The organism is Nocardioides aquiterrae, from assembly GCF_039526625.1.
Classification (GTDB): domain Bacteria; phylum Actinomycetota; class Actinomycetes; order Propionibacteriales; family Nocardioidaceae; genus Nocardioides; species Nocardioides aquiterrae.
On the sequence record NZ_BAAAJE010000001.1, the window covers coordinates 386,888 to 412,006 of the forward strand.

At 73.4% G+C, this 25,119-nt stretch carries 24 protein-coding genes; 9 read left to right on the top strand and 15 right to left on the bottom strand.

Going from position 1 to position 25,119, the window contains the following annotated elements; all coding sequences use genetic code 11:
• Positions 1-25: 25 nt before the first annotated feature.
• Positions 26-637: a hypothetical protein gene (locus ABD086_RS01900; RefSeq protein WP_343905134.1), complete on the bottom strand. Its 612-nt coding sequence runs from the start codon at positions 635-637 to the stop codon at positions 26-28.
• A 197-nt stretch (positions 638-834) separates the two neighbouring features.
• On the opposite strand from ABD086_RS01900, the gene ABD086_RS01905 reads away from it, so the two are divergent.
• Positions 835-1,503: a response regulator gene (locus ABD086_RS01905; RefSeq protein ID WP_343905135.1), complete on the top strand. Its 669-nt coding sequence runs from the start codon at positions 835-837 to the stop codon at positions 1,501-1,503.
• A complete protein-coding gene (locus ABD086_RS01910; RefSeq protein WP_343905136.1) occupies positions 1,500-2,660 on the top strand; it encodes a GAF domain-containing sensor histidine kinase in 1,161 nt (386 codons plus the stop codon). Before ABD086_RS01905 ends, ABD086_RS01910 begins: the two co-directional genes overlap by 4 nt.
• A gap of 28 nt (positions 2,661-2,688) precedes the next feature.
• On the opposite strand, the gene ABD086_RS01915 is transcribed toward ABD086_RS01910, so the two are convergent.
• The 6 genes from ABD086_RS01915 to ABD086_RS01940 all read right to left on the bottom strand — a co-directional run bounded on the left by ABD086_RS01915 (position 2,689) and on the right by ABD086_RS01940 (position 9,770).
• On the bottom strand, positions 2,689-5,118 hold the full coding sequence (locus tag ABD086_RS01915) for a hypothetical protein (RefSeq protein WP_343905137.1): 2,430 nt from the start codon (positions 5,116-5,118) through the stop codon (positions 2,689-2,691).
• A gap of 90 nt (positions 5,119-5,208) precedes the next feature.
• Complete coding sequence (locus ABD086_RS01920) at positions 5,209-6,108, bottom strand: DMT family transporter (protein WP_343905138.1); 900 nt, start codon at positions 6,106-6,108, stop codon at positions 5,209-5,211.
• The gene (locus ABD086_RS01925) at positions 6,105-6,857 is read right to left on the bottom strand and encodes an IclR family transcriptional regulator (RefSeq protein WP_343905139.1); all 753 of its coding nucleotides are present in this window, start codon (positions 6,855-6,857) and stop codon (positions 6,105-6,107) included. The genes ABD086_RS01920 and ABD086_RS01925 overlap by 4 nt, the downstream gene beginning before the upstream one ends.
• A gap of 10 nt (positions 6,858-6,867) precedes the next feature.
• Positions 6,868-7,218 (bottom strand): hypothetical protein, encoded by a 351-nt coding sequence (locus ABD086_RS01930; RefSeq protein WP_343905140.1) that lies wholly within the window; start codon positions 7,216-7,218, stop codon positions 6,868-6,870.
• A gap of 19 nt (positions 7,219-7,237) precedes the next feature.
• Positions 7,238-8,434 carry an MFS transporter gene (locus ABD086_RS01935; protein ID WP_343905141.1) on the bottom strand — a complete coding sequence of 399 codons (1,197 nt, stop codon included), beginning with the start codon at positions 8,432-8,434 and terminating at the stop codon, positions 7,238-7,240.
• A gap of 70 nt (positions 8,435-8,504) precedes the next feature.
• Positions 8,505-9,770, bottom strand: coding sequence for a choice-of-anchor P family protein (locus tag ABD086_RS01940; RefSeq protein ID WP_343905142.1), 1,266 nt, complete (start codon positions 9,768-9,770; stop codon positions 8,505-8,507).
• Positions 9,771-9,976: 206 nt separating this feature from the next.
• Here ABD086_RS01940 and hutH point away from each other — a divergent pair, with 206 nt between their 5' ends.
• From hutH to ABD086_RS01955, 3 genes are read left to right on the top strand one after another with little or no spacing between them, the layout of a single operon-like run.
• On the top strand, positions 9,977-11,533 hold the full coding sequence (hutH, locus tag ABD086_RS01945; protein WP_343905143.1) for a histidine ammonia-lyase: 1,557 nt from the start codon (positions 9,977-9,979) through the stop codon (positions 11,531-11,533).
• A complete protein-coding gene (hutU, locus tag ABD086_RS01950; protein ID WP_343905144.1) occupies positions 11,530-13,209 on the top strand; it encodes a urocanate hydratase in 1,680 nt (559 codons plus the stop codon). Before hutH ends, hutU begins: the two co-directional genes overlap by 4 nt.
• Before the next feature lie 4 nt (positions 13,210-13,213).
• Positions 13,214-14,224 carry a M48 family metallopeptidase gene (locus ABD086_RS01955; RefSeq protein ID WP_343905145.1) on the top strand — a complete coding sequence of 337 codons (1,011 nt, stop codon included), beginning with the start codon at positions 13,214-13,216 and terminating at the stop codon, positions 14,222-14,224.
• Positions 14,225-14,228: 4 nt separating this feature from the next.
• On the opposite strand, the gene ABD086_RS01960 is transcribed toward ABD086_RS01955, so the two are convergent.
• The 8 genes from ABD086_RS01960 to ABD086_RS01995 form a co-directional block, all read right to left on the bottom strand.
• Positions 14,229-14,372 (bottom strand): hypothetical protein, encoded by a 144-nt coding sequence (locus ABD086_RS01960; protein WP_343905147.1) that lies wholly within the window; start codon positions 14,370-14,372, stop codon positions 14,229-14,231.
• Between the two features lie 72 nt (positions 14,373-14,444).
• Entirely contained in the window at positions 14,445-15,308 is an 864-nt protein-coding gene (locus ABD086_RS01965) for an HpcH/HpaI aldolase/citrate lyase family protein (protein ID WP_343905149.1), read from the bottom strand.
• A complete protein-coding gene (locus ABD086_RS01970; RefSeq protein WP_343905151.1) occupies positions 15,305-16,384 on the bottom strand; it encodes an HpcH/HpaI aldolase/citrate lyase family protein in 1,080 nt (359 codons plus the stop codon). Before ABD086_RS01970 ends, ABD086_RS01965 begins: the two co-directional genes overlap by 4 nt.
• A 52-nt stretch (positions 16,385-16,436) precedes the next feature.
• Positions 16,437-17,282 (bottom strand): 3-hydroxybutyryl-CoA dehydrogenase, encoded by an 846-nt coding sequence (locus ABD086_RS01975; RefSeq protein ID WP_343905153.1) that lies wholly within the window; start codon positions 17,280-17,282, stop codon positions 16,437-16,439.
• On the bottom strand, positions 17,279-17,812 hold the full coding sequence (locus ABD086_RS01980) for a DnaJ family domain-containing protein (protein WP_343905155.1): 534 nt from the start codon (positions 17,810-17,812) through the stop codon (positions 17,279-17,281). Before ABD086_RS01980 ends, ABD086_RS01975 begins: the two co-directional genes overlap by 4 nt.
• Positions 17,813-17,829: 17 nt before the next feature.
• Complete coding sequence (locus ABD086_RS01985; RefSeq protein ID WP_343905157.1) at positions 17,830-19,272, bottom strand: MFS transporter; 1,443 nt, start codon at positions 19,270-19,272, stop codon at positions 17,830-17,832.
• Positions 19,269-20,594, bottom strand: coding sequence for a M20 family peptidase (locus tag ABD086_RS01990; RefSeq protein ID WP_343905159.1), 1,326 nt, complete (start codon positions 20,592-20,594; stop codon positions 19,269-19,271). The genes ABD086_RS01985 and ABD086_RS01990 overlap by 4 nt, the downstream gene beginning before the upstream one ends.
• Positions 20,595-20,692: 98 nt before the next feature.
• A complete protein-coding gene (locus ABD086_RS01995) occupies positions 20,693-21,295 on the bottom strand; it encodes a nitroreductase family protein (RefSeq protein ID WP_343905161.1) in 603 nt (200 codons plus the stop codon).
• A 10-nt stretch (positions 21,296-21,305) separates the two neighbouring features.
• Between ABD086_RS01995 and ABD086_RS02000 the strand changes: the two genes are divergently transcribed.
• The 4 genes from ABD086_RS02000 to ABD086_RS02015 all read left to right on the top strand — a co-directional run bounded on the left by ABD086_RS02000 (position 21,306) and on the right by ABD086_RS02015 (position 25,112).
• Complete coding sequence (locus ABD086_RS02000; protein WP_343905163.1) at positions 21,306-22,502, top strand: allantoate amidohydrolase; 1,197 nt, start codon at positions 21,306-21,308, stop codon at positions 22,500-22,502.
• Entirely contained in the window at positions 22,499-23,704 is a 1,206-nt protein-coding gene (locus ABD086_RS02005) for a formimidoylglutamate deiminase (RefSeq protein WP_343905165.1), read from the top strand. Before ABD086_RS02000 ends, ABD086_RS02005 begins: the two co-directional genes overlap by 4 nt.
• Positions 23,689-24,855, top strand: coding sequence for an imidazolonepropionase (hutI, locus tag ABD086_RS02010; RefSeq protein ID WP_343905167.1), 1,167 nt, complete (start codon positions 23,689-23,691; stop codon positions 24,853-24,855). The genes ABD086_RS02005 and hutI overlap by 16 nt, the downstream gene beginning before the upstream one ends.
• Before the next feature lie 107 nt (positions 24,856-24,962).
• On the top strand, positions 24,963-25,112 hold the full coding sequence (locus ABD086_RS02015) for a hypothetical protein (protein ID WP_343905169.1): 150 nt from the start codon (positions 24,963-24,965) through the stop codon (positions 25,110-25,112).
• Positions 25,113-25,119 lie beyond the last annotated feature (7 nt).

Sequence of the window (25,119 nt, forward strand, 5' to 3'; positions counted from 1 at the left end):
CCCGCGGCCAGGCGGGTCAGGCGGGTCAGGCGGTGTTGTCCGGCGTCCGGACCAGGGGTCGGGCCTCCGAGGTCACGCGCCCTTGCAGCTCGTCCCACACCAGGTCGATCTTGCCGCAGAGCCATCGGGCCACCCGGCCCGCGACGCCGGTATGGGGCAGGTGTGGGTGCGGGCGGGTCTGCGAGGACCCGACCGTGCTGGTGAAGCGATGACGCAGGCGGGCCTCGGTCTCGCTGTCCAGGTGCTCACCGAGCGTCGCCACGAGCCGTCGTTCGGCCCGGGCCGTCTGCGCCAGCTGGTCGCCCACCGTGGACCACACGGAACTCCACGGTTCCGACGTGCACTGGGCCTGGCCGTACAACTTGGCGTGGGCCGTCACCAGGGTCCGCTCGAGCCGCTTGCATCGACGCGCGAAGTCACGGACCTCACCGCCGCCGCCGGCCAGGTGGTCCTTCACGGCAGGGAGCAGCACCCCGGTGCTGGCGGCGAGGTGCCGGCTGGTCGCTGCCAGGAACCGGTCCGCGTTGACCCGCATCTCTCCGGGCTGATCCGCGCCGGAGTCGCGGTTCGCTGCGCGCTCGAGGAGGCCCAGCAGGGCTGTCTGGCGGGCCTCGACTTCGTGCAAGAGGGTCGGCATCGGTGCACCTTTCGAAGGCGAGAGCAAGGTGCTCCGAGTGTTGGACCCCCTTCACAAGCGCACAAGGATGAAATCCGCCTCACCCGCCCACTCACCCGCCCGGGCAGGGCGGTGCACTCACCCTGGTGGGTGGGGCCACGGGTGAGATTCCCCTGGGACGGCGGGATGTCGTGATGACCCGCACTACCGTTGGCCGCATGCCGGTCCCGCCCAAGCGCCCCCTGCGTCTCGTCCCGGTGGACGACCACGAGATGGTGCTGCACGGGCTGGACGCGATGCTCGGACACTTTCCCGACGAGGTGCAGATCGTCGGGCAGGCGACGACGGCCGCTGCCGCGCTGACGCTGGTGGCCGAGGAGTCCCCTGACGTGGTCCTGTGCGACGTCCGGATCGGGAAGGAGAGCGGCCTCGACCTCTGCAAGCAGATCACGACGCAGTACCCGGACACCAAGGTCGTTCTACTCACGGTGTACGACGACGAGCACTACCTCTTCCAGGGACTTCGTGTCGGGGCCTCCGGCTACATCCTCAAGCGCATCGACGGGCAGGAGCTCGTCGGACACCTGCGTCGCGTCCGCGAGGGTGAGACGGTCGTCGACCATGCGCTGGCCGGACGCGTGGCCCTCTCGGCGGCGCGGCTCAGCTCCGGTGAGTTCTGGCCGGGAGCGCACCTGGGCCTCACCCAGCGCGAGTCGGAGGTGCTGGAGCTGCTGGTGTCGGGCCACTCGAACAAGGGCGTCGCGAGCAAGCTGGTCGTCAGCGAAGACACCGTCAAGACACACATCCGCGGCCTGTACCGCAAGCTCGGGGTCTCCGACCGCAGCGGCGCGATCTCGGTGGCGCTGCGTGAGGGACTCTTCCGTTGAGCCCCGCAGCCGGGGCGGCCCTCGGCGCCGAGGACCTCGCGCGGCTCCTCGACGCCGAGGGCGTGCTGCTCTTCGCCAGCGACGGCCAGGACCTCACGATCGCGGACATGTGGCCGACGCATCCGTCCGCCGGGTCGCTGAGGCTGCCGGTCGGCTTCGGGGTCACCGGCTTGGTTGCGCGCAACGGCTCACCCGTCCTGCTCGTGGAGGACTCCCCGCGCAACGCCCTGCACCGGCAGCTGCTCCGGCTCGAGCCGCACCAGACCGTTGCCCGGATGTGTGTGCCGCTTCGGGGGCTCGAGGAGTGCGTCGTCGGCGTCCTGGCCGCACACCGGAGCACCGAGCGCCCCTTCGTCGAGGACGACGTGGCTCGAGTGGAGCCGTACGCGTCGGTGATCGGCCTGCGGCTGCACGCGGAGAGGCTGTGGCGGGCCGTCAACCAGCACCGCACGGAACGCGACCGGCTGATCAAGCAGGCGATCTCGGCACAGGAGGCGGAGCGTCGCCGCATCGCGTTCGATCTCCACGACGGCGTGACCACCGCCTTGGCCTCGATGTCGTTCCACCTCTCCGCGGCCGACCTCACGGTGTCCGAGCTGGCAGCGGCCTCGGACATGACGACACCCGTGCTGGAGCGCGCCCGTGCCGAGCTCGTGAGCGCCCGCGAGCTGGCCGACCTGGCGTACAACCAGACGCGCGCCGCCATCTCCGGTCTGCACAGCCTCGTGCTCGACGACCTCGGTCTCGTCGCCGCGTTGGAGTCGCTCGTCCAGACCGCGACGGCTGGGCAGGACGGGTCCGCCATCGAGCTGCTCGTGGATCCGGCAGCTGCGCTCGACGGCATCCCCGACCACGCCGCCGCGGCGCTGTACCGCATCGCCCAGGAGGCCCTGGCCAACGCGGTCAAGCATGCGGAGGCGGACCGGGTCGTGCTCTCGGTGCGCCGGGTCGGAGACTCGATCGTGCTCGGCTGTGCCGACGACGGGAAGGGCTTCGACCCGGCGGATCGCCGTACCGCCCGGGCCCTGGACGCCGACGGGACGCAACACTTCGGGCTGAGTTCGATCGCCGAGCGGTGCGCGCTCATCGAGGCCTCGCTGAGGATCGAGTCCGTCCCGGGTCGGGGCACGACCCTTCTTGTCGAGCTGCCGCTCTGAGGAGCGGCCAGGCTCGGTCGGACCGATCTCAGGCCCGCTGGAGGCCGGTGACCTTCCCGCCCGGCGAGAACGCCACCACCATCATCACCTCGGGATCGCTCGCCGTCCGGGCGCAGAAGCGGTACGTCGAGCCGAGTCGCTCGTAGGGCTGCCCGACCGCCTCCATCACCTGCTTCGTGGTCATCCCGCGGTGCAGCAGCGCGCCGATCCGCGAGACCGGCTTGCGGAGCTCGGGGTTGCGGCACGAGTCGGGCGCGATGCCCTCGGCCCGCTCCCACATCTGGAGGTAGGCCTCGGCGCCCCGCGCCATGTCGTCGGCGATCTTCGCGCCGTCGCCGGCGTGCTCGGCGTCGGCGACCTTCGTGAGGTCCTGGATCCAGTCCGGGTAGAGGCCGTACTGGGCGACGCCGTCGACGTTGATGTCGTAGACGCGCTCGCCCGCGTGCTGCTGGCCGATCGTCACGCCGCCGAGGCCCTGGAACGGGTAGGTCACCGGGTTGGGCACGTCGGCGCCGCGCGGGTCGCCCTGCGCGCCGAGGCCGTTCATGTCCGCGCCGTACCCGATGCCCCAGTAGTAGCGCGGGTCCGCCCAGCCGACGTGCGTCCGCCACTTCTCCACGAAGCCGGTCGAGTCGCCGGCGTACGGCGTGATGAAGCCGCCGTCGGCGTAGATCCGCGGGTAGGCGTCCGGCGTCGACCACGAGTGGCTGGAGACGATGCCGTGGTAGCCCATCTCGTCGACCTGGTCGAGCGCGGCCGTCCGCGCCTTCACGCTCATGTGGTCGGGGTCGAAGATCATGTGCTCCTGCGCGAGCTTGCGGATCGTGTACTCGCCCAGGGTCGTCAGGCCGCGCTCGTTGCAGTGGTCCGGCGGCGGGTAGACCGGCGCGGCCGGCAGGTTCAGCGGGCCGAACAGCTCGGCGACCGCGCCGAACAGCGCGTCCTGCTGGCCGGCGCTGATGTCCGGCGCCGCGAGCTGGTTGTGGTCGTGCGCGCCGGGAACGTCGGGGTCGCAGTGCCGCATGTCCCAGTAGGTGCCGGTCTCGAGGAAGTTCGCGGAGTTCACCGCGACGCCGACCTCGCCCTCGTCGCCGGCGATGCCGGACAGCGCGTTGTCGAACTTGTTGACGAGCTCCATCTGCCGGACGCCCATCCTCTTGACCTGCTCGACCTGGCGCGCGATGTCGTCGACGTCACAGGCGGGCTGGTCGCCGCCGGGCATCGCCTTGAACGTGCAGCCGAACGGCACGCTGGTCTCGATGCCCATGATCACGGCCATCTTCCCGGCGTTGATCACCTTCCGGGCCTGCCACGGGTTGACGACGATCCGGTAGAAGCCTTTGCCCGGCCCCCCGAACTGGGCGTCGATGTAGTCCTGCATCGCGTACATGTCCTTCGCCTGGAGGCGGATGGAGTCCATGTCGTCGCAGGAGTTGTGCTTGATCGGGTAGATCTGGCACAGCTGGTTGTTCTCGACCAGCAGGTTCACGAAGATCCGCTGGCCGCCGCGCCAGGACCGCTCCAGCCAGCGGTAGTAGGTGCCCTCGTGGGTGAGCGAGTCCGGCGCCGGCCAGTCCTTGAACGTCGGCCAGCCGACCGGGTCGTGGTGCGGCTTCCCGGACAGCACCGACTCGAGCACCCCGCCGTACCCGCCGGTGGTGGTGTGGTCGGGGCAGTCGACCAGCGCGTACGGCGCGCCGAACCGGTCCCAGGGCTTGCCGCAGTGGGCGTCGCCGCCGAGGAACTCGAAGGCCATGCCGTGGGTGTGCGCGTCGACGTACCCGCGGACCTCCTGGAACGGCGTGACGCCCGCGTGCGGCCGGCCGCGCACGCCGATCTGCGACTCCGGGTACGCCGTGCAGCCGGTGGTGCGGGTCGGGCGGAAGCTGGTGGCGCCGTCGACCTCGAGGGCGGCGCCGCCGTTGCGGAAGGAGTAGCGGCCCGGGCCGGAGCGGACGATCCGCCAGACCGTCGCGTCGCCCGGCTGGTCCGGCCGGTCGCCGCCGGCGACCACGAAGCGCCGGTCGGCGTCGTAGAGGAGGTAGCTGCCGAGGTCGGTCGGCTTGAAGAACAGCGGCTCGCCGCCGGGCGTCAGCTGGTAGCAGCCGTTGGCGAGCGCGTAGCGGTTCTGCGGGTGCAGGCGGTGCTTCGCCAGCACCGGCGCGGTGGTCAGCGGCGGGTCCGGGAGCGCGCGCTCCCGCTCGACGTACGCCGCGGCCGCCCGCTTGTCTGCTGCCGTGGTCGGGTCCCGGGTGAGGTCGCCGAACTCGCCGGCCCGCGAGATCGCGTTCTTGTCGGCCTTGACCTGGCCGAGCGCGTTCTGCGCGTAGGCGTAGCGCTGGTTCAGCCCGCCGGGCCGCAGGCCGCTGGCGCCGCCGAGCGAGATCGCTACGGCCACCGCGGTCGTGCCGGCCAGGACGGCCCAGACCAGGCGGCGGGAGGTGGGTCGGTCGGTCACCGGCGGACTCCTTCGCGGACGAGTGCCGGTCCAACGACCGGACCGTGACCCGGTGATGGTTCCCGGCGCACGAGCCGCGCGAACGGAGGTCTAGCCCGGCGGGACGACCGGCTTCCGGCCGAGCCCCGCGACCGCGGCCAGGATCAGCACCCCGCCGAGGATGCCGGCGGCGCCGAGCCGCTCGCCGAGGACGGCAGCGGCGAGGACCGCGGCGGTCAGCGGCTCGAGGAGCGTGGCGATGACCGCGGAGCTGCCCGGCGCCGTCCGCAGCCCCGCGTAGAAGAGCAGGTACGCGATCGCCATCGTCAGCACGCCGAGGTAGACCAGCGTGCCGCTCACCACCGGATCGGCGAGTGCGGACCCGCCGACGCCGGTCACGAGCGTGAGCGGCGCCAGCGCGACCGCCCCGACGGCGGTGCTCGCCGTGGCCAGGCTCAACGGCTGCGTCGAGCCCACGAGCCGCTGGCCGACCAGCGTCGTCAGGGCGTACGCCGTCCCGGACCCGACCGAGGCGAGCACGCCGAGGACGGGGTGCGGTCCCCCCGCCGACCCGGCCGCGACGCTCACCAGGACCAGGCCGGCCAGGGCGGCGGCCAGGACGAGCAGGTGGCCGGCGTCCGGGGACCGGCGCCGGCGCACGCTCTCGACCACGGTGACGATCACCGGCGCGAGCCCCAGGCTGACGACCGTCGAGACGGTCACCCCGACCGCCACCACGCCGGCGAAGTACAGCGCCTGGTACGCCGCCGTCGCGACACCGACCGCTGCGACGCGCGCCGGCTGGTGGCGCAGCAGGTCGCGCAGTGTCCCGGCCTGCCGGGCGAGCGCGACGACGGCCAGCAGGAACACCGCGCCGATCAGCATCCGCCAGGCGCTGATCGTCACGATCGAGAGCGGCTCGGCGTCCCGGAGCACGCGGACCGCCAGCCCGCCGGTGCCCCACAGGACACCCGCCAGGCAGATCTGGGCCAGGCCGAGGCGCGCGCTCACCGGGTGCCGCTGATCCGGCGGGTGAGCTGGGCGGCGGTGTCCGCGACCGCGTCCGGCAGGTCCGTGGCGTCGTCGGCGTCGTCGGGGTAGGTGACCGCCACGGCGGCCACCGGGTGCCGGTTGTGGTCCAGCACGGCCACCGCGACGCTGGCCAGGCCGGGCGTGACCTCGCCGTCCTCGACGGCGTACCCGCGCTGCCGGGTGTCGGACAGCAGCGTGCGCAGGGCGCTCGGCGTGGCCGGGCCCCGGCCGTGCCGGTCGACGAAGTGCGCGGCCGACGGGTACAGCGCCCGCACCTGCCCGGCCGGCAGTCGGGCCAGGATCGCGCGGCCGCTGGCGGTGAGGTGCGCGGGCAGCCGCACGCCGACGTCGGTCACCAGCGGCGGCCGCCCGGGCGCGCGCTCCTCGATCACGTACAGGACCTCGCGGCCGTGCAGGATCGCCAGGTGCGCCGACTGCGCGGTGCGGTCGACGAGGTCGGCGAGCGGGCGGCGGGCGATGCGCTGCAGCGGCTCCTGCCGCGCGTACCCGCTGCCGAGCTCGAACGCCGCCGGCCCGAGCCCGAACCGGTGCTCGTCGGCGAGGTGCACCACGAAGCCCTCCGCCTCCATCGCGTGGAGCAGGTGGTACGTCGTGCTGCGCGGCAGCTCGCACGCGCGCATGATCCGGTCGAGCGGGACCGGATCCGGCTGGCCGGCCAGGAACCTCAGCACCCGCAGCGCTCTGGTCGCGGCGGGCACCTGACTCATGGCGCAAACACTAGGGCGCCCGGTGCCTGCCCTGCGGGTCGATCTCGTCGGCCGCGCGCAGGGCGTCCTCCTGGCGGGCCTCCTCGTGCAGCATGCCCTGGCGGGCCTCGGCGGCCTGCTGCTCGGCGCGCTCCGCCTCCGCCCGGGCGACCTCCGCGCGGGCCTCGGCCGCGGCGGCCTCGTCGCGTGCCGCATCGATCTCGGGCTCGCGGGCGGCGGCCTGCGTCCGCAGCTGCTGGGCCTGCGCCTGCTGGCGGCGCCGCTCGTCGCGCCGCTTGGTCCGCATCGTCGCGGCGGCGGCGATCACGATCGCCAGCACCACGAGCACGGCCAGCACGATGAGCAGCAGGGAGAGTTCCATACGCCGGGCGTACCCGCCCTCAGGCGAGTTCACGCTCCTCGCGGACCGGCACGAGCGGCACGGCCACCAGGGGGAAGAGCGCGGCGAGCGCGAACGTCGCGGCGTACCCGGCGTGGGTGACCGCCAGGCCGGCGACCGGCGGTACGGCGGACGCCGCGAGGAACTGCGCGGTGTTCTGGACGCCGAGGGCACGTCCCGACCAGAACGGCCCGGCCCGCTCGGCGACCGCGGTGAACGCGAGGCCGTTGTCCGCGACCGTCACCAGGGTCGCGACCACCACGAGCAGGACGGCGATCGCGAGGTCCGCGGCCGCGGCCAGGCCGAGGAGCGCCATCGTGATCGCGGCGGCGACCGACACCCAGCGCAGCGGGCGCATCCGCCCGCCGACGACGTCGGAGAGGTGCCCGACCGCGATCCGGCCGAGCGCCCCGGCCACCTGCGCGACGGCGACGACCGCGCCGGCCGCGGCAGGTGACCAGTCGCGCTCCTGCACCAGCCAGACGAGCGCGAACGTCCAGACGAGGAACTGCGGCACGACCAGGAGCACGGAGACGCCGTGGATGCGGGCGAGGTAGGAGTCCCGCCGGTAGGGGTTCGCGGTCGCCGCCGGATCCGTCCGCGCCGGCCGCGGCGGGTCGACGACCACCAGGGCGACGACGACGGCCGCCAGCGCGCAGGCGATCGTCGGCACCCAGATCGCCGCGTGCGGGCCGGACCGGTCGGCGACCACGGCGATGGAGATCGCCGCGATCCCGACGCCGGCGGGCTGCGCCATCTGCCGGATGCCCATCGCCAGGCCGCGCCGGCCGGCCGGGAACCAGCCCACCACGACGCGACCGCCCGCGGCGTTGGTGCTGGCGGCGGCCGCGCCGGCGAGGAAGAGGGTGACCGCGAGCAGCGCGGTGCCGTCGGAGAGCGCCGCGCCGAGCCCGGCGGCCGCGGTGGCGGCCAGCCCGGTGAGCAGCGCGAACCGCTCACCGCGCCGGTCCGCGACCGCACCCCAGGCGACCAGCGTGAGCATCACGCCGACGGTCGGCGCGGCGGCCACCAGGCCGGCCTCGGCGAGGCTCAGGCCGGTCGCGTGCAGCGCCGGGATGAGGAACGCGGGCCCGTGGATCATCACCGCGGTCGCGGCCTGGGCCAGCGTGCTCGCGGCGAGCATCGCCCAACGACGAGCGGCGCCGACGTCGTACGCGGGAGCGAGGGCCTGGGTCACCCGACCCAGTCAACTCGCCCCGGTACGACGCGCGGCGCCGCGTCTCGTGGAGTGGTGTGTGAGAAAGCCGTCAGCGGATCCGGGCCTGGGCGACGCCCAGGTCGATGACCGCGGCCCGGCCGTCGAGCAGGGTGATCCGCAGCGAGATCACCGAGATGCCGAACTTGGTCTTGTCGACGATGTTGCGCTCGAGCTTGGCGACGCCCGGGATCTCGATCACGTCCGAGTCGGGGAACGACTGGGGCTCGCCGTTGGCGGTGATGGTGCCGAGCGTGGTGCCCTTGATGTCCGAGGTGACGCCGCCGGAGCCGCTGCGCGTGACGTTGGCCTGGCCGATGATGCCGTCGACGACGAGCTGGCCGTCCCCGAGGTTGATGCTGGCGACGGTGCCGCGCTCCATGGCGACGCTCTTGCCCGGGAACTGCGAGGCCTTCTGCTGGCTGCGCAGGCCCTGGACGACGATCTGGTCACCGAGGTTGACGTCGGCGATCGCCTTGGTGCGCAGCTTGCCGTTCGTGCCCTGGCAGGGCAGCAGCGACAGCGGCGTCCGCCCGCTGGTGATGCTGTCGTCGGCGGCCGTGGAGCGGGTGCCGGTGGAGAACCCGTGGAAGGTGCCGTGCTTGATCCCGTCGAGCGCCTGGGCCGCGGAGTGACCGACGGTGAGCCGGGTCGCGGAGGGCAGGAACGTCACGCGGAGCGCGTTGGCCTCCGCGGTCGCCCCGGCGCTGGTGACGGACTTCTTGGACTGCCCGACGGTGATCTTGGCCAGGCCCGGGATCTCGATGGGCTGGCCCGGCGTCGGGATCTCGAAGTGCTGCGGGTCGCCGCTCGGCGGGACGAACTCGATGTCGCCGACGGTGACCTTGGTCTCGGCGTGGAACCCCTGGCCGTCGTGCCACGCGTGGGAGAGCGAGGTGACGGCGGAGATCTGGACCTCGCCGAGCCCGCTCTGCGCGAGGACGATCTTCGCGGTGCGGTTGCGCGAGTACGAGTGGACGCCGCCGTCCTTGCTGCGGACGGTCCACAGGTCGGTGCGGATGGCGCTGGCGGTGCCCGCGCCGCCCGGCAGGGTGGCCTCGGCCTCGTGGTTCTCCCGCTCCATCCCGACCTTGGTGCCGCAGCCGATCGCCATGAAGGCGGTGTCGCGCGAGCCGGCGGGCACCTGGCCGCCGCTGGCGCGGGTTCCGTAGCCGGCCGCCTTGAGGGCGAAGCCGGCGTCGCGGCCGGCCGCGCGCTCGACGCTGCCGGCGCTGCCGGTCGTCGCGGCCTGCGCTGCTCCCAGGCCGGCGATCGAGAGGGCGGATGTCGTGGCAAGTGCTACCACCGTTGTGGTCACGCGTCGCATTGGTTCAGCTCCCTGATGTCCGTTGGCGGCGTCCCCTGGTGATAGGCCCCCGACGCCGAGTCGTCTTAGTGCCTTTTGTTCCCCAACGTCCCCCTCGATACTCGCGTTATGGCGGCGTGACTTATGTCTCGGATGCGAGACACCGGGTCGGTGCGCGGATCTGGTGACCGGCCGGGGCCGCGGTGAGGATGACAGGCATGAGTGAGGACGTGGTCGTCGGCACCGGCCCGGTGTCGTTCGCGGAGCTGGTCGCGGTCGCCCGGGAGGCCGCCCCGGTGGTGCTGGGGGAGGACGCCGTCGCGGCGATCGCGCGGGCCCGGGCGGTCGTCGAGGAGCTCGCCGCGGCCGAGACCCCGGTGTACGGCGTGTCGACGGGCTTCGGCGCGCTCGCGACCCGGCACATCCCCCCGGGGATGCGGGCGCAGCTGCAGCGCTCGCTGGTCCGCTCGCACGCGGCCGGCTCCGGCCCCGAGGTCGAGCGCGAGGTGGTCCGCGCGCTGATGCTGCTGCGGCTGTCGACGCTGGCGACCGGCCACACCGGCGTCCGCCTCGAGACCGCCCGGCTCCTCGCGGGACTGCTCGCGCACGGCATCACGCCGGTGGTGCGCGAGTACGGCTCGCTGGGCTGCTCCGGCGACCTGGCGCCGCTGTCGCACTGCGCGCTCGCGCTGATGGGCGAGGGCGAGGTGCGGGACGCCGCCGGCGCGCTGGTGCCGGCGGCCGAGGCGCTCGCCGCCGCGGGTCTCGCGCCGGTGGAGCTCGCCGCGAAGGAGGGCCTCGCGCTGATCAACGGCACCGACGGCATGCTCGGCATGCTGGTGCTGGCGATCGAGGACCTGCGGATGCTGCTGCGGACCGCCGACGTCGCGGCCGCGATGTCGGTCGAGGCGCAGCTCGGCACCGACCGGGTGTTCGCCCCGGAGCTGCAGGCGATCCGGCCACACCCCGGTCAGGCGCGGTCCGCCGCCAACCTGGTCGCGCTGCTCGCGGACTCGGGCGTCGTCGCCTCGCACCGCGGCACCCCAGGAAGTCCGACAGAGTGCAACCGCGTGCAGGACGCCTACTCGCTGCGCTGCTCCCCGCAGGTGCACGGCGCCGCCCGCGACACCGTCGAGCACGCCGCGGCGGTCGCGGGGCGCGAGCTCGCGTCGGCGATCGACAACCCCGTGGTGCTCGGGGACCGGGTCGAGAGCAACGGCAACTTCCACGGCGCGCCCGTGGCGTACGTGCTCGACTTCCTCGCGATCGTCGCCGCGGACGTGGCGTCGATCAGCGAGCGGCGTACCGACCGCTTCCTCGACAAGGCCCGCAACCACGGGCTCCCGCCGTTCCTCGCCGACGACCCGGGCGTGGACAGCGGCCACATGATCGCCCAGTACACGCAGGCCGCGATCGTCTCCGAGCTCAAGCGGCTCGCGGTGCCGGCGTCGGTCGACTCGATCCCCTCCAGCGCCATGCAGGAGGACCACGTGTCGATGGGCTGGTCGGCCGCCCGCAAGCTGCGGCGCGCCGTCGACGGGCTCACCCGGGTGGTCGCGATCGAGGTCCTCACCGCCGCGCGGGCCCTCGACCTGCGCGCGCCCCTGCAGCCGTCGCCGGCCACCGGTGCGGTGGTCCGGCTGCTCCGCTCCTCCGGCATCGAGGGCCCCGGCCCCGACCGCCACCTCTCGCCCGAGATCGAGACCGCCGTCGGGCTGGTCGCGTCGGGCGCCGTCGTATCCGCCGCCGAGTCCGTGATCGGAGACCTCTCATGACTACTGGTTCCAGGAACGTGCGTGCCCCCCGGGGCACCGAGCTGACCGCCCGGTCGTGGCAGACCGAGGCGCCGCTGCGGATGCTCATGAACAACCTCGACCCCGAGGTCGCCGAGCGCCCGGAGGACCTCGTCGTCTACGGCGGCACCGGCAAGGCCGCCCGCAGCTGGGAGGCGTACGACGCGCTGGTGCGCACCCTCACCACGCTCGGTGACGACGAGACGATGCTGGTGCAGTCCGGCAAGCCGGTCGGCGTGATGAAGACCCACGAGTGGGCGCCCCGCGTGCTGATCGCGAACTCCAACCTGGTCGGCGACTGGGCGAACTGGGAGGAGTTCCGCCGGCTCGAGGAGCTCGGCCTGACCATGTACGGCCAGATGACGGCCGGCTCCTGGATCTACATCGGCACCCAGGGCATCCTGCAGGGCACCTTCGAGACGTTCGCGGCGGTCGCCGACAAGCTCGCGGCCTCTGGCCGGATCAAGGGGAGCGGGGGCACGCTCGCGGGCACGATCACGGTGACCGCCGGGCTCGGCGGCATGGGCGGCGCGCAGCCGCTGGCCGTGACCATGAACGACGGCGTCGCGATCTGCATCGAGTGCGACGACTCGCGGATCCAGCGACGCATCGACCACCGCTACCTCGACGTCCGCGCGTCGTCGCTCGAGGAGGCCGTGGAGATGGCGGTCGCCGCCCGGGACGAGCGCCGGCCGCTGTCGATCGGCGTGCTGGGCAACGCCGCCGAGCTGTTGCCCCGGCTGCTGGAGATGGACGCACCGGTCGACATCGTCACCGACCAGACCTCGGCGCACGACCCGCTGTTCTACCTCCCGGTGGGCGTGCCGTTCGAGGAGTGGGCTGCGCGCCGCGAGGCCGACCCGGAGGGCTTCACCAAGGAGGCGCGGGCCTCGATGGCCGTGCACGTGCGGGCGATGGTCGAGTTCCAGGACAAGGGCGCCGAGGTCTTCGACTACGGCAACTCGATCCGCGACGAGGCGCGCAAGGGCGGCTACGACCGCGCGTTCGAGTTCCCGGGCTTCGTGCCGGCGTACATCCGGCCGCTGTTCTGCGAGGGGAAGGGCCCGTTCCGCTGGGCCGCGCTGTCCGGCGACCCGGCCGACATCGCCGCGACGGACCGCGCGATCCTCGAGCTGTTCCCCGACAACGAGCGGCTGCGGACGTGGATCACGATGGCCGGCGAGCGGGTGCACTTCCAGGGCCTGCCGGCGCGGATCTGCTGGCTCGGGTACGGCGAGCGCCACCTCGCGGGGCTGAAGTTCAACGAGATGGTCGCGTCGGGCGAGCTCAAGGCCCCGATCGTGATCGGCCGCGACCACCTCGACTGCGGTTCGGTCGCCTCGCCGTACCGCGAGACCGAGGGCATGCTCGACGGCTCGGACGCCATCGCCGACTGGGCGATCCTCAACGCGCTGGTGAACACGGCCTCCGGCGCCACCTGGGTGTCCTTCCACCACGGCGGCGGCGTCGGCATGGGCCGCTCGCTGCACGCCGGCCAGGTGACGGTCGCCGACGGCACCGCGCTGGCGGCCGAGAAGATCGAGCGGGTGCTCACCAACGACCCGGGCATGGGCGTGATCCGGCACGTCGACGCCGGCTACGAGCGGGCGGCCGAGGTGGCAAAGGCCCGCGGCGTGCGGGTTCCGACCCTAGAGTGAGCCCGTGACCACCCAGCCGGCTCGGTCCCGCGCCACGCTCACCGACATCAGCTCCCGCGCCTGGGAGCACCCCGCCGACCGCGGCGCCCTGGTGGCGCTGCGCAAGCTCAAGGGCTTCGACACGATCCTCAAGGCGATGTCCGGGCTCTTCAACGAGCGCGCCGTGCGCCTGGTGTTCCTGGGCTCGGCGGTGCGCGCCGACGAGCGGCAGTTCAGCCGCCTGCACCGGATCCTCGGCGAGGTCGGCCGGACGCTGGACGCGCCGGAGCTGCCCGAGCTGTACGTCGTCGCCAACCCGGCGTTCGGCGCCCTGACGATCGGCATGAACAAGCCGTTCATCGTGCTCAACTCCGGCGTCGTCGACCTGCTCGACGAGGAGGAGCTGCGGTTCGTCATCGCGCACGAGCTCGGCCACGCGATGAGCGGGCACGCGGTCTACCAGACCCTGCTGCATCGGATGATCCAGCTCAGCGGCGTGCTCTCCGCGATCCCGGCCGGCGGCCTCGGGCTGCGCGCGATCATGGCGGCGCTGTACGAGTGGTCGCGCAAGGCGGAGCTGTCCGCCGACCGGGCCGGCCTGCTGGCGACCCAGGACCCGGCGACGGCGTTCCGCGTGCACATGCAGCTGGCCAGCGGCGGCCACCTCGACGACCTCGACACGACGTCGTTCTTCGCCCAGGGCGCGGAGTACGACGACGCCGACCTGCGCGACTCGGTGTTGAAGCTGCTGCTGGTCGAGAACCGCTCGCACCCGTTCGCGGTCGTGCGCGCGACCGAGCTGCGCAAGTGGGTCGACTCCGGCGAGTACACGCGGATCCTCGCGGGCGAGTACCCGCGCCGGCAGGACGACGACCAGGCGAAGGTCAGCGAGGCCGCGGCCGAGGCGGCGCGCAGCTACTCCGACGCGTTCCGCCAGAGCCAGGACGCGCTGGGCAGGATGGTGCACGACGTCGCCGGAGTGCTCGGGAGCGTGAAGCTGTGGCTCGACGAGCAGCTCCGGCGAGGTCAGGACTAGCCGGCTAGTAGACCCTCCGCCGGGTGCCGCCCATCGGCACCAGGTTCAGGATCAGGCCGACGATCAGCAGGATCACGCCGATGGTGGTGAGCACCGGAATGTGCGCCACCAGGCCGATGATCAACAGGATCAGACCGAGAATCACCATGGTTTGCTACCTCCCTGTCAGAGTCTCGGGAGGTCCGTACCCCGCCCCATCGACGGGGCAAACCTGCGGTGGTCAGCCCAGCGCGCGGATCGCCTCGTCGATGGCCAGCGTGCGGCGGGCGGACTCGACGTGGAGGTTCTCGACCATCCGGCCCTGGTAGGTGACCACGCCGGCGCCGCGGCCGTCCTCCCACGCCTGGATCAGGCCGCGCGCGTCCTCGACCGCCTGGGCGCTGGGCGCGAACGCCTCGTTGGCGCCCTCGACCTGGCCGGGGTGGATGAGGGTCTTGCCGTCGAAGCCCATCTCCCGGCCCTGGCGGCACTCGGCGAGGAAGCCGTCGGTGTCCTTCACGTCGTTGTAGACGCCGTCGAGGATCGCGATGCCCGCGGCGCGCGCGGCCAGCAGGGCGGTGTGCAGGCTGGGCAGGATCGGGGCGCGGCCGGGCACGTGCTCGGCGTACAGCTCCTTGACCAGGTCGTTGGTGCCCATCACCAGCGTGCTCAGCCGCTCGCTGGCGCGGGCGATGGCGAGCGCGTCGAGGATGGCGACCGGCGTCTCCACCATCGCCCACAGGGTCGTGTGGTCCGGGGCGCCGTACCGCTCGAGGGCGTCGACCAGCTGGCGCACCTCGGCGGCGCTGTTGACCTTCGGGACGACGACCGCGTCCGGGCCGGCCGCCGCCGCGGCCTCGAGGTCGGCGTCGTGCCACTCGGTGCCGATGCCGTTGACGCGGATGGTGACGGTACGCCGGCCGTACTCGCCGCTCGCGGCGGCGGCGCACGCGGCCTCGCGGGCCGCGGGCTTCGCGTCCGGCGCGACGGCGTCCTCGAGGTCGAGGATCAGGCCGTCGCACGCGATGGACTTGGCCTTCTCCAGCGCGCGCTCGTTGGAGCTCGGCATGTAGAGGACGCTGCGGAGGGGGACGAACTCGGTCACGCGGTGATCCCCTCGTAGGCCTGCTTGAGCTCGGGGTCGATCGCCGCCAGCTGCTCGGCGAGCTCCACCATCACCAGGCACTGCTTGAGGGAGGCGTCGTCCTCCATCTTGCCGTCCAGCATCACCGCGCCGGTGCCGTCGCCCATCGCGGCGACCACCCGGCGCGCGTGCGCGACGTCCTCGACGCTGGGGCTGAAGACCTTGTTGGCGATGGCGATCTGCTTGGGGTGCAGGCTCCACGCGCCGACGCAGCCGAGCAGGTAGGCGTTGCGGAACTGGTCCTCGCAGGCAATGACGTCAGCGATGTCGCCGAACGGGCCGTAGTACGGGTAGATGCCGTGCATCGCGCAGGCGTCGACCATCCGGGCGATCGTGTAGTGCCAGAGGTCCTGCTGGAACGTCGCGCGCGTGGCCTCGATGTTCGCGACGCCGTTCTCGCTGGGCGGGTCCTCGCGGACCAGGTAGCCGGGGTGGCCGCCGCCGACGCGGGTGGTCTTCATCCGCCGGTCGGCCGCCAGGTCGGCGGGGCCGAGCGAGACACCCTGCATGCGCGGGCTGGCGCCGCAGATCTCCTCGACGTTCGCCATGCCGCGGGCGGTCTCGAGGATCGCGTGGACCAGGATCGGCCGGTCCAGCCCGGCCTTCGCCTCGAGCTGCGCGAGCAGCCGGTCGACGTAGTGGATGTCCTCGGCGCCCTGCACCTTCGGCACCATCACCACGTCGAGCTTGTCGCCGATCGCGGGGACCAGGGTGGTCAGGTCGTCGAGCGCCCACGGGCTGTCCAGGGCGTTGATGCGGGTCCACAGCTGCGTGGCACCGAACTCTGTCTTCTTCGCGATCTCCACGAGCCCCTCGCGGGCGGCGACCTTGTTGTCGGCCTTGATCGCGTCCTCGAGGTTGCCGAGGAGGACGTCGACGGTGCCGACCATGTCCGGCACCTTCGCGGCCATCTTCGGGTTGCTCGGGTCGAAGAAGTGGATCGCCCGGCTGGGCCGCGCCGGGATCTCGGTGAGAGGCGTGGGCGCCCCCACCGCCAGGGGTCGGAAGAAGTCCTTCGCGCTGCGGGATCCGCTCATGGGGCGGAACGTAACAGCAGATCGCTACCCGTCGGTATGACGGATCTGACAGTCAGGCGTAGGTGTAGAACCCGCGCCCGGTCTTGCGGCCCAGCAGCCCGGCGTCGACCATCCGCTGCAGCAGCGGCGGCGCGGCGTACAGCGGCTCCTTGAATTCCTCGTACAGCGACTCGGCGACGGCCTTGGTGGTGTCCAGGCCGATCAGGTCGGCGAGCGCGAGCGGCCCCTGGGGGTGGGCGGCGCCGAGCACCAGGCCCCGGTCGATGTCCTCGGCGGAGGCGAAGCCGGACTCGAACATGCGGATCGCGGAGAGGATGAACGGGATCAGCAGCGCGTTGACGACGAACCCGGCCCGGTCCTGGCAGTCGATCGCCTGCTTGCCGAGGCCCTGCTCGACCCAGGCCCGGGACCGCTCGGTGGTCTCGCGGGAGGTGAGCAGCGACGGCACCAGCTCGACCAGCTGCAGCACCGGCACCGGGTTGAAGAAGTGGATGCCGACCACCTGCGTGGGCCGCGAGGTCACCACGCCGAGCTTCATGATCGGGATCGACGAGGTGTTCGAGGCCAGGATCGCGTCGGGGTCGGTCACGACGGCGTCCAGCTGGCGGAAGAGCGCGACCTTCGCGGCCTCGTCCTCGACGATCGCCTCGACGACGACCTCGCGGTCGGCGACGGCGTCCAGGTCGGTGACCACCCGGATCCGGTCGAGGACCTCGGCGGCCGATGCGACCTTGCCCTTCGCCTCGGCCCGCTCCAGGGACCGCTCCAGCCGGCCGAGCGCGGCCTTGGCGGCCTCCTCGGACGACTCGACGACCACCACGTCCTGCCCGGCCCGCGCGCTGACCTCGGCGATGCCGGACCCCATCAGCCCGCCACCGACCACACCGACGTTCTTCATGACCCTCCCTCGGGACGACTCCTACGACGATTCCACCAGTGCCGCTTGGGCGGCGGTGCGGCGGGTTCGCGCCGGGGCGTACGCCGGGCGTCGCGCCGCTCCCGCCAGGCGGCGACCGTCGCGTCGACGTCGCGGGGCATCGTGATCAGCGGCGGGCCGGGGTGCAGCGAGTAGCGGGCGCGGATCACCCGCTCGTTGAAGTCCTCGACGTGCGCGCGGACCTCCCGCTCGGAGAACAGCCGGTCGAGCGTCGCGTCGAGCTCGGCGTCCTCCTTGCGCAGCGCGACGCTCGGCGGGAGCACGGTGATCCGCTCCCGCTCGACCAGCTTCTTCAGCCACCAGTCGGGGTCGTGGTGCTCGCCCAGCCCCTCGATCGGCTTGCCGGCGCCGGGCAGGTTGTCGAAGTCGCCGCGGTCCATGGCCTGGCGGATCTGCAGGTCCACCCACGTCTGCTGCTGCTGGATCCGCGCTCGCGCCGCCGCACGGCTGGCATCCCGGTCCTCCTCGGGCCGCTCCTCGCGCTCGGGCACCCTTCGACGATAACCGCCTACCGGAGGACCGGGGTCGGCTCCTCGGCGACGTGCCGGGGGAGCATGAGGAGGGCGAGGCCGGCGAGCAGGGCGGCGGCCGCGCAGACGGCCCAGACGGTGAGGTAGCCGGACAGCGGGGCGTGGCCCTTCTCGGGGTCCGCGATCGAGCCGGTCGCCGACAGCGCGATCGCGAAGATCGCCGAGGCCAGCGCGCCGCCGACGGTCTTGGTCGCGTTGGTCATGCCGGTGGCGAAGCCGGTGCGCTCGGGCGGGGCGGCCGCGGCGGCGGTCGCGGGCAGTGCGGCGACCAGGGCGCCGGAGCCCACCCCGGCGATCGCCATGTTCACCAGCGCCTGCCAGGTGTGGTCGTGGAACGGCAGCCACAACGCGTAGCCGAGCGCGACCAGCAGCGACGACGTCACCAGCGCGCCGCGCGGGCCGAGCCAGCGTGTCGTCAGCGGCAGCGTGAACGCGCCGAGGGCCAGGAAGATCACGTAGACGCCGATCAGCGTCGACACGAACCCGGCGGTCGCGCCGAGCCCGTAGCCGGCGACGGCCGGGTCGGTACGGGCGAACGTCGACAGCGGGATCTGCGCGCCGAGCACCGACATGCCGAACAGGAACGCCGTCAGCTGCACCGGCCACTGGCCGGGCGCGCGCAGCAGCCCGATGTCGACGACCGGCTGCTCCTGGGCCTCCTCGTACCGGACGAACGGAACCAGCACGGCCAGGCCGAGCACGACGAGCGCCCAGGCCAGGACGCTGCCCGGGCCGTCCAGCCGGATCACGATGAGGCCGCCCATCACCAGGCCGAGCGCGGCCGTCAGCAGCGCGAGGCCACCGAGGTCGAGCCCGCCGGTCGACGTACCGGGCAGGTCCTCGATGCCGAACCAGATCACCACCAGCACCGCCGTCACGACGATCGCGGGCAGCATCAGCAGGAAGGTCATCGACGTCGCCTCGACCAGCGCCCCGCTGGTGACCGCGCCGATGATCACCGCGAGCTCGAGCGCGCCGACCAGGACGCCGGCGGCGCGGCGGGTGAGCAGGTTCTGCCGGCCGGTGCCCGCCGTCCGCCGGTGGATGATCGCGACCTCGAGCGGCAGCCACACGACGTACGCGCCCTGGACGGCGAACCCGATGAGGAACGTCGTGAACGACGGCGCGAACGCCAGGATCCACGAGCCGAGCGCCGTCACCGCGGTGGAGAGCAGCAGCACCTTCTTGTGGCCGACCAGGTCGCCGAGCCGGGCGAGCGGCGGCACGACGAGCGCGGACACGATCAGCTGCGCCGCCTCGAACCAGTTGACGTCGGCGTCCTTGACGTCGAGGTGGTCGGCGATGTCGCTGTAGATCGGCGTGTAGAAGCCCTGCAGCACGCCGCTCGCGAGCTCCACGCAGACCAGGAACCCGACGATCGCGGCCAGGCCACGCACCCGCGGGTCGGACGTGACGCTCATCCGGGGATCCTCTCGATCAGGCGGCGGTACCACCGCACGCCGTCGAGGAAGGCCTCGATCCCGAGGTGCTCGTCGTACGAGTGGATCGACTCGCGCTGCGCCTTGGTCATCCGGAACGGGGCGAACCGGTAGACGCGGGAGCAGATCCGGGTGAAGAACCGCGAGTCGGTGGCGGCCATCATGACGTACGGCGTGGGCACCGCGTCGGGGAACACCTCGGCGATCGTGGACTCGATCAGCTCGAAGGCGTCGTCCCTCGGGGAGATCGGCGAGGGCTCGCTCGACTCGACCACGGTGACCTGCACCTCGTCGTCGTCGACGACCTTCCGGACGTGGTCGAGCACGGTCGCGACCGTGTCGCCGACCATGATCCGGATGTTCACGCCGGCCCGCGCGGTGCTGGCGATCACGTTGAGCGCGGGCGACCCGGACAGCGTCGTCACGGCGAACGTCGTCCGCGTCATCGCCGCCGGCTCGGGGCCGGCCGCGACCAGCACCCGGGTGAGCAGCGGCCGGAGCCGGCCGGCGTTGGCCATCAGCGGGCGCAGGGCCGTGGACGCGTGCGGCGCCATCCGGCGCAGCAGCTCGACGGTCGGGTCCGGGACGCTCGCCGCCATCGGGTGGCGGTCGAGCCGGGTGATGGCGCGGGCGAGCCGGGCGGTCGGGCCGTTGCGGGCCGGCGTCGAGGCGTGCCCGCCGCGGCCGTCGACGCGCAGCTCGAGCGAGGTGACGCCCTTCTCGGTCACGCCGACCACGCCGAGCGGCGCGGCCACGCCGGGGAACGCCTCGGCCGCGATCGCACCGCCCTCGTCGACGACGAACCACGGCCGGACCCCCCGCCGTTCCAGCTCGGCGACGGCGAGCGGCGCCGACTCGCCGGAGACCTCCTCGGTGCAGCCGAAGGACAGCCAGACGTCCTGCGCGGGGGTGACGTCCTGCTCGAGCAGCGTCTCGACCGCCTCGCAGATCGCCACCAGTGCACCCTTGTCGTCGAGCGTGCCGCGGCCCCAGACCGCGTCGTCGTGGATCTCGGCGCCGAAGGGCGGGTGCCGCCACGGCGCGTCCTCCTCGACCGGTACGACGTCGAGGTGGGCCATCAGCACGACCGGCCGGTCGGCGCGCCGGCCGGGCCAGCGGAACAGCAGCCCGTGGCTGTCGACGCGGGTCAGCTCGAGCCGCTCGTGGAGCAGCGGGAACTGGCGCGCGAGCTCGGCCACGAACGCGTCGAACGCGGCGGTGTCGACCAGGCCCCGGTCGCGGTGGGACACGGTCGGGATGCGGACCAGGGCCTGCAGCTTCGCGACTGCGCGATCGGTCGTCACGGCGAGAGGCTAGTCGTCCCCGACCGTCTCGGATGCGAGACCCGCGGTGCCGTGCGGTCGTTGACCGCGCGCGGTCGCGCCGCTGGACTGGGGTCGTGTCACCAGGTCCCGCGATGCACCAGCTCGGCCATCGGCGTCCGCGGCCGGCGGGCCGGCGAGCCGGCGGCGCCGGTCGTCTCCGCGGCGTGGCCGAGGGTGACCACGCCGACCGGGTCGTAGTCGGGGTCGATGCCGAACTCCGCGCGTACGGCGTCCTGCCGGTCGGTCGGGACGCCGATGAAGCACGAGCCCAGGCCGTGGTCGGTCGCGGTCTGGAGGATCAGCAGCGCGGCCATCGCGGCGTCCATGTCCCAGAACGGCTTCGGCCAGCGCGCCTCGTCCTGGTCGGTCCAGCCCTTGTCGGGCTCGGCGTAGCGGCGCAGGTACGCCGCCTTGCTCGAGCACGGCAGGATCACGACCGGGGCCTTCATCATCCCGGCCAGCCAGGCGTCGGGGCGCTCGACGTCGTCCGCGGTCGCGGCCCAGTAGCGGCGGGTGTCCTCGGGCGTGTCCAGGACGAGGAACGCCCAGCCCTGGCTGAAGCCGGCGTTCGGAGCCCGGGTCGCGTTGCGCAGCGCCAGGTCGACCACCGCCGGGTCGACCGGCTCCGTGGTGTAGTTGCGGACCATCTTGCGGCGGCGGACGACGTCCTGGAACTCCATGGGAGGCACTGTGCCCGATGACTTCGAGCGGATGTGGAGCGACCTCGCGCCGATCGGCCGGTCCGCGGCGTCCGGGGGCTACTTCCGGCAGCCGTTCACCGCGCCCGAGGAGGAGCTGCGGTCCTGGTTCGTCGAGCAGTGCTCGGCCCGCGGGCTGCGGGTCGAGACGGACGGGTTCGGGAACGTCGCCGCCTGGTGGGACGCCGGAGCCGGCGACGGTGTCCTGACCGGGTCGCACCTGGACTCCGTCCTCGACGGCGGTGCGTACGACGGACCGCTCGGCGTCGTCTCCGCGCTGGCCGCGGCCGACCTGCTGCGGTCCCGGGGGTTCGTGCCCGCCCGCCCGATCGGGGTGTCGGTCTTCGTCGAGGAGGAGGGGTCGCGGTTCGGCCTGGCCTGCCTGGGCTCGCGGCTCGCGACCGGCGCGGTCGCGTGGGAGCGGGCGCGCGAGCTGACCGACCGCGACGGCGTCGCGCTCGGCGATCTGGTGGGCGACGTGGTGGCCGGTGGGACGTCGGCGCTGCTGGACGGCGTGGGCACCTTCGTCGAGCTGCACGTCGAGCAGGGCCGCGACCTGGTCGACCGCGGTGCGGCGGTCGGGGTGGCGAGCGGGATCTGGCCGCACGGGCGGTACCGGTTCGAGTTCGCGGGCGCGGCCAACCACGCCGGCACCACGCGGATGGAGGACCGGGTCGACCCGATGCTCACCTACGCGTTCACGGCCCTGGGGGCGAACAAGCAGGCGCGGCTGGCCGGGCAGCGCGCGACGTTCGGGCGCGTGGAGGTCACGCCGAACGGCACCAACGCCGTCCCGTCCCTGGTCCGGGCCTGGCTGGACGCGCGGTGCGCGACCGAGGCGGGCCTCGACGAGCTGGTCGCCGCGATCGCGGCGCAGTCGTCGGACCGGGCGGCCCGCGACGGGACGACGCTGACCGTGACGGCCGAGTCGGTGTCGCCGGCGGTGGCGTTCGACCCGGCCCTGGCCGCGGCCGTGGCCGCCGACCACGAGGGCGGTGACTGGCCGGTCATCCCGACCCAGGCCGGCCACGACGCCGGCATCCTCTCCGCCGCCGGCATCCCGACCGCGATGCTGTTCGTGCGCAACCCCACCGGCGTCTCGCACTCGCCGGCCGAGCACGCCGAGATCGCCGACTGCCTGGTGGGCGTCTCCGCCCTCGCCGACACCCTCGAACGGCTCGCCCGGTGAGCTCCTGGCTGCTCGAGCGCGCCTGGGTCGACGGCGCCGTCCGCGACGACGTGCTGGTCGAGGTCGCCGACGGGAGGTTCGCGTCGGTGACCGCCGGGGCCTCCGGCGGGACGCCGCTCCCCGGCCTCACGATCCCCGGCCTGGTCAACGACCACAGCCACGCGTTCCACCGGGCGCTGCGCGGGAGGACCCAGCGGGGGCGCGGGACGTTCTGGACCTGGCGCGAGCAGATGTACGCCGTGGCCGAGCGGCTCACCCCGGACGGCTACTTCGTGCTGGCGAGGGCGGCGTACCGCGAGATGCTGGCGGCCGGCTACACGTCGGTGACCGAGTTCCACTACCTCCACGACCCCGAGCCCGCCATGGGCGACGCGCTGCGGTCGGCCGCGGCCGAGGCCGGCATCCGGATCACGCTGCTCGACACCTGCTACGTCAGCAGCGGCTTCGGCTTGCCGCCCGAGGGCGTCCAGGTCCGCTACAGCGACGGCACCGCCGAGCAGTGGGCCGCGCGGGTCGGCGACGGGCCGGCCGCGATCCACTCGGTGCGGGCGGTGCCACGCGACCAGCTGCACGTCTTCCGCGGCCGCGCACCACTCCACGTGCACCTGTCCGAGCAGGTCGCGGAGAACGACGCCTGCGTTGCGGCGTACGGCGTGACGCCGACCCGGCTGCTGCACGACGAGGGCCTGCTCGGCCCGGGCACCACGGTCGTGCACGCGACGCACCTCACCGACGAGGACGTCGCGCTGCTCGGCGGCACGCGCACGAACGTCTGCGTCACGCCGACGACCGAGCGCGACCTCGCCGACGGGATCGGCCCGGCCCGGCGGCTGGCCGAGGCGGGCTGCCGGCTCAGCATCGGCAGCGACAGCCACGCGGTCGTCGACCCGTTCGAGGAGCTGCGCGGCCTGGAGATGGACGAGCGGCTGGCGACGCAGGAGCGCGGCCACTGGTCGGCGGCCGAGCTGCTGACGATCGGGACCGGCGGCGGGCGGATCGCGGTGGGCGAGCCGGCCGACCTGGTCACGATCGACACGAGGAGCCCGCGCACCGCCGGCACCGGCGCCGACGAGAACACCGCCGTGTTCGCGGCCACCGCCGCCGACGTCACCCACGTGGTCGTCGACGGCCGGGTCGTGGACACCGACGGCGTCGGGCGCGAGCTCGACGAGGCGATGGAGGTCCTGTGGCCAGCACGCTGATCACGAACATCGGGGAGCTGGTCACCAACGACCCCGACGCGGCCCGGGACGGCCGGGGCCTGCTCGGCGCGATCGAGGACGCCGCGCTGGTCGTCGAGGGCGCGCACGTCGCCTGGACCGGCCGCGCCGCCGACGCGCCGCCCGCCGACGAGCGGGTCGACGCCGGCGGCCGCGCCGTGCTCCCCGGGTTCGTCGACTCCCACTCGCACCTGGTGTTCGCCGGCGACCGCGCCCAGGAGTTCGCGGCCCGGATGGCCGGGACGCCGTACGCCGCCGGCGGCATCCGCACCACGGTCGCGGCCACCCGCGCCGCCACCGACGAGCAGCTCACCAGCCACGTCGCGCACCTGGTCGAGGAGATGCGGCGGCAGGGCACGACCACCGTCGAGATCAAGAGCGGCTACGGCCTCACGGTCCGCGACGAGGCGCGGTCGCTCGCGATCGCGCGGCAGTTCACCGAGGAGACGACGTTCCTCGGCGCGCACGTCGTGCCCGACGGCGACCCGGCGGCGTACGTCGACCTCGTCACCGGGCCGATGCTCGAGGCGGCCCGGCCGCACGCCCGGTGGATCGACGTCTTCTGCGAGCGCGGCGCGTTCGACGGCGACCAGGCTCGGGCGATCCTGCGCGCGGGCGCGGACGCGGGTCTGCGCGGCCGGTTGCACGCCAACCAGCTCACCTACGGTCCCGGGGTCCGGCTCGCCGCGGAGCTCGGCCTCGCCGCCGTCGACCACTGCACGTTCCTCAGCGACGACGACGTCGCCGCGCTGCGCGACTCCGGCACCATCGCCACCCTGCTGCCCGGCGTCGAGTTCTCGACCCGCCAGCCCTACCCCGACGCGCGCCGGCTGATCGACGCCGGCGTCCGCGTCGCCCTCGCGAGCGACTGCAACCCGGGCTCGTGCTTCACCAGCTCGGTCCCGCTGTGCATCGCGCTCGCCGTCCGCGAGATGGGCATGACGCCCGCCGAGGCGGTCCACGCGGCGACGTACCGCGGCGCCGAGGCGCTCGACCGCGACGACGTGGGCGCGCTCGTGCCCGGCCGGCGGGCAGACTTCATGGTCCTCGACGCGCCGTCCCACGTGCACCTCGCCTACCGCCCCGGGGTCCCGCTGGTGGCGCAGACCTGGATCGGCGGGCGGCCCGCCTAAGGCGCCCCGGGGAGCCGGACGGGAGGAGATAAGGCACCTTCCCGATGTGCGGGCCTACCTCAGCCGACGAACCTCGGGGTCACCACCGAGGAGCTGAGGAGCCCGACATGTACGACAACACCGTCCACCGCGACTACGTGAAGTCCGAGATGGAGTACCGCCTGGACCGCATCCGCGACGAGTTCGCGGGCCGCCGACGCCGCCGGCAGCTGCGCCGGGGAGGCGGGGGCGAGACCGGTTGGACCACGGTGCGCTGACCGGAGC

What these genes read in the sequence shown, in the direction of transcription:
- ABD086_RS01970 (WP_343905151.1), bottom strand. Translation starts at nt 16,384, where the DNA reads ATGAGCGGATCCCGCAGCGCGAAGGACTTCTTCCGACCCCTGGCGGTG.
- ABD086_RS01975 (WP_343905153.1), bottom strand. Translation starts at nt 17,282, where the DNA reads ATGAAGAACGTCGGTGTGGTCGGTGGCGGGCTGATGGGGTCCGGCATC.
- ABD086_RS01905 (WP_343905135.1), top strand. Translation starts at nt 835, where the DNA reads ATGCCGGTCCCGCCCAAGCGCCCCCTGCGTCTCGTCCCGGTGGACGAC.
- ABD086_RS01985 (WP_343905157.1), bottom strand. Translation starts at nt 19,272, where the DNA reads ATGAGCGTCACGTCCGACCCGCGGGTGCGTGGCCTGGCCGCGATCGTC.
- ABD086_RS01900 (WP_343905134.1), bottom strand. Translation starts at nt 637, where the DNA reads ATGCCGACCCTCTTGCACGAAGTCGAGGCCCGCCAGACAGCCCTGCTG.
- ABD086_RS01930 (WP_343905140.1), bottom strand. Translation starts at nt 7,218, where the DNA reads ATGGAACTCTCCCTGCTGCTCATCGTGCTGGCCGTGCTCGTGGTGCTG.
- ABD086_RS01995 (WP_343905161.1), bottom strand. Translation starts at nt 21,295, where the DNA reads ATGGAGTTCCAGGACGTCGTCCGCCGCCGCAAGATGGTCCGCAACTAC.
- ABD086_RS01960 (WP_343905147.1), bottom strand. Translation starts at nt 14,372, where the DNA reads ATGGTGATTCTCGGTCTGATCCTGTTGATCATCGGCCTGGTGGCGCAC.
- ABD086_RS02015 (WP_343905169.1), top strand. Translation starts at nt 24,963, where the DNA reads ATGTACGACAACACCGTCCACCGCGACTACGTGAAGTCCGAGATGGAG.
- hutH (WP_343905143.1), top strand. Translation starts at nt 9,977, where the DNA reads ATGAGTGAGGACGTGGTCGTCGGCACCGGCCCGGTGTCGTTCGCGGAG.
- hutU (WP_343905144.1), top strand. Translation starts at nt 11,530, where the DNA reads ATGACTACTGGTTCCAGGAACGTGCGTGCCCCCCGGGGCACCGAGCTG.
- ABD086_RS01925 (WP_343905139.1), bottom strand. Translation starts at nt 6,857, where the DNA reads ATGAGTCAGGTGCCCGCCGCGACCAGAGCGCTGCGGGTGCTGAGGTTC.